The sequence below is a fragment of the Lentzea aerocolonigenes genome, from assembly GCF_000955955.1.
Lineage (GTDB): Bacteria > Actinomycetota > Actinomycetes > Mycobacteriales > Pseudonocardiaceae > Lentzea > Lentzea aerocolonigenes_A.
This window is the reverse complement of the sequence record NZ_JYJG01000053.1, coordinates 1-3,411: the sequence shown is the minus strand read 5'-3', so window position 1 is coordinate 3,411 and position 3,411 is coordinate 1. Positions and strand designations below refer to the sequence as shown.

Genomic DNA, 3,411 nt, shown 5'->3' with positions numbered 1-3,411 from the left:
TCCGGTAGCGGACGGTCTGCGGGTGCACGAACAACGCCGTCGCCACCTCGTCCCGCCGCCCGTGGTGCAGCAGCCATGCCCGCAGCGTCTCCTCCAGTTTGCGCGCGGTCGCGTCTGGAAGGGCGCGCAACGGGGCGAGCGCGCGCGTGCGCAAGTCGGCGAACGCGTCGACGTCGGCGCTCAGGATGAGCTCGGGCAGGTGGTCCTCGGTGTCGCGGATGTCGGGGGAGAGGGAGCGCGCGCGTATGGCCCGTGCGTACGAGGCGGACGCACGGGTCCATGGACGTGCCGGGCCGACCACGGCGGTTCGGCCGGTGAGTTGTCTCAAGAGATGCGCGCGGTCGGCGTCGGGCACCAGCAGCACGCCGAGCGCGTCCGGCAGGTCGTCCAACACCAACGTGCTCGGGTCGAGCGCGCGGTAGGCAGGACGGGCCTGGGCGGCGGGCAGCAGCACCGCCGTCAGCGAGACCGGCGGCTGCCAGCCGGCGCGTTGAGCCGCGGCCTGCAGGACGTCGGAGCCCGCGCCGGTGAGCAGGTCGCGGGCCAGTTGTTCCAGGTGACGCTCGTGGGCGAGGCCTCGGGCAGCGAGTTCGTCGGCGTGGCCCGCGGCGCTCGCGGCGGAGAGCTCGTCGATGTAGGCGAACGTCAGCTCGGCGAACTTGGCGACCTCGGCAGCGGGCAGACCCGCAGGTACGGCACCTGCGGCCAGCCCTCGCCAGGCCACCCTGGCGCCGACGCGGTAGGCGCTGAGCAGGGCGTCCATCGAGCGGCCGTCACGGACCTCGCCGCGGCCCAGCTCGTACGCGGCGTCGCCCGCGTCGCCACCGGTGGCGTTGCCGGAGGCGAGGTCGAGGTAGTGTCCCAGCGCCGTGCGGACGGCTCGGCGGATGGTGCCGCCCATGCGTCCGGAAAGTGCGTTGGCGTACGACGGGACCTCGTCGATGATGGCCTGCACGACCTCGTCGGCGGTGGTCTTCAGGGCCGCCCGGAGTGCGGTGACAGTCGTCTCGTCGAGGGCCAGTTCGGTGGCCCTCCGGATTGCATGACTCACGTTTTGTTCCCTGCGAACAATTCAGCCGACCAGATTCACATCCTGCGGACAGGACTTTACGCCCTGAGGCGCATCAAGCTGGAGTCATGACGAGTGCCGCCCTTCGCAGCAGGGCGTGGAAACTGCTGGAGATGGTCACGACGCCGCTGCTGCCGGCGGACTACCTCGACCTGGTCAGCCCGCTCCGCGCGGGTGCTGACCTGCGAGGACGCATCGAGGCTGTGCATCCGGAGACCCCGGACGCCGCCACGATCGTGATCAGGCCGGGCAAGGGCTGGCGAGGCCACGTGGCCGGTCAGTACATCCGGGTGGGTGTCGACGTCGACGGCGTGCGGCTGTGGCGGGCCTACTCGGTCACGTCCCCGACGAACAGGCGAGACGGCCGCATCACGATCACCGTGAAGGCCATCGCGGACGGCAAGGTCAGCAACTACCTGGTCCGCAGGGCGCGGCCGGGCATGATGATCCAGCTCGACCAGGCGACCGGCGAGTTCGTGCTGCCGAAGGCCAAGCCCGCCAAGGTGCTCTACCTGACGGCCGGCAGCGGCATCACCCCCGCGATGGGCATGCTCCGCGACGCCCGGCTCGAGGACGTCGTGATGGTGCACTCCGCGCCGCGCCAGCAGGACGTGATCTTCCGCAACGACCTGCACGACCTCGTCGCGGACAAGAACCTGCAGCTCAAGGAGCTGCACACGGACACGGACGGCATGCTCGACATCGCCCGTCTCGACGAGCTGGTGCCCGACTGGGCCGAGCGCGAGACCTGGGCCTGCGGTCCCACCGGCCTGCTCGACGCCGCCGAGGCGCACTGGGCCGAGCACGGCATCCCCGAGCGCCTGCACACCGAACGCTTCCGCCCCACGGTCGTCGTGGTCGGCGACGGCGGCGCGGTCACGTTCGGCACCACCGGCAAGACGGTCGACGCGGACGGCGCCACGCCGCTGCTGGACGTCGGCGAGGAAGCCGGCGTGCTCATGCCGTCCGGGTGCCGCATGGGCATCTGCTTCGGCTGCAGCACGCCGCTCAAGGCAGGTGCCGTCCGCGACCTGCGCACCGGTGAGATCACCGAGGCCGAGCCGGGAGTGCTGGTGCAGACCTGCGTGTCCGCCGCGGCCGGCCCGTGCGAGCTCGAACGCTAGCCCCCGACATTCCTTCCTTCCCCCGCGAAGTGGCCTACCCCCAGCCACTGCTCCCCGGAAAGCGAGCTACATGACCGCCATCGACCCCACCGCCCACCTCACCGACGAGCAGATCGAGGAGCTCGGCCGCGAGCTCGACGCGATCCGCGACGAGGTGATCGCGAGCCGCGGCGAGAAAGACGCCGCCTACATCCGCAAGGTGATCGCGGCGCAGCGCAAGCTCGAGCTGGTCAGCCGGGGCATCCTGCTGTTCTCGATCTTCCCGCCGGCGTGGCTGATCGGCACCGCCGGTCTGTCCGTCGCGAAGATCATGGACAACATGGAGATCGGCCACAACATCCTGCACGGCCAGTGGGACTGGATGCGCGACCCGAAGATCCACTCCTCCACCTGGGACTGGGACCACGTCTCGCCGGCCGAGCAGTGGAAGCACTCGCACAACGAGCTGCACCACAAGTACACCAACGTGATCGGCAAGGACAACGACCTCGGCTACGGCATCATGCGCGTGGACGAGGACCAGAAGTGGCACCCGATCTACCTCGCGCAGCCGCTGTGGAACTTCATCAACGCCTGCTTCTTCGAGTACGGCATCGCCGCGTACGACCTGGAGCTGGGCAAGAACCTGCACAAGCGCCGCCGCAAGAGCCCCGAGTTCCGCGCGCGTGCAAAGGCCGTGGGCCGCAAGATCCGCAAGCAGGTGCTCAAGGACTACGTGATCCACCCGCTGCTGTCGGGCCCGTCGTTCCTCACCACGCTCGCCGCGACGTTCACCGCGAACCTGGTCCGCAACCTGTGGTCGCACTCGGTGATCATGTGCGGGCACTTCCCCGAGGGCGTGCAGGTCTTCGAGCGCCGGTCGATCAAGGGTGAGACGCGCGGCCAGTGGTACCTGCGCCAGATGATGGGCTCGGCGAACATCAGCGGCAGCAAGGCCATGCACTTCATGACCGGCAACCTGTCGCACCAGATCGAGCACCACCTGTTCCCGGATCTGCCGAGCAACCGGTACGCCGAGGTCGCGGTCAAGGTGCGCGCGTTGTTCGACAAGTACGAGCTGGAGTACGTCACCGGGCCGCTGCCCAAGCAGGTGTTCTCCGCGTGGCACAAGGTCTTCCGGCTCTCGCTGCCGAACAAGAAGCCCAAGGTCAAGACGCTGGACCGGGACAAGGAACTCGTCGCGGCGTAGTTCCGGTATGACCTCGATGAAGGGAACCT

The 3,411-nt window shown here is 69.1% G+C and carries 3 protein-coding genes; 2 read left to right on the top strand and 1 reads right to left on the bottom strand.

Features of this window, described 5'->3' with window-relative positions; all coding sequences use genetic code 11:
* Nucleotides 1–1,051, bottom strand: a 1,051-nt coding sequence (locus UK23_RS09700; protein ID WP_045311082.1) for a PucR family transcriptional regulator, incomplete at its 3' end; no start/stop codon positions are given.
* Nucleotides 1,052–1,137: 86 nt separating this feature from the next.
* On the opposite strand from UK23_RS09700, the gene UK23_RS09695 reads away from it, so the two are divergent.
* Together UK23_RS09695 and UK23_RS09690 are read left to right on the top strand one after the other, a co-directional pair.
* Nucleotides 1,138–2,193: a ferredoxin reductase gene (locus tag UK23_RS09695; RefSeq protein ID WP_045311081.1), complete on the top strand. Its 1,056-nt coding sequence runs from the start codon at nucleotides 1,138–1,140 to the stop codon at nucleotides 2,191–2,193.
* Between the two features lie 70 nt (nucleotides 2,194–2,263).
* Entirely contained in the window at nucleotides 2,264–3,382 is a 1,119-nt protein-coding gene (locus tag UK23_RS09690; RefSeq protein ID WP_045311080.1) for a fatty acid desaturase family protein, read from the top strand.
* Nucleotides 3,383–3,411: the final 29 nt, after the last annotated feature.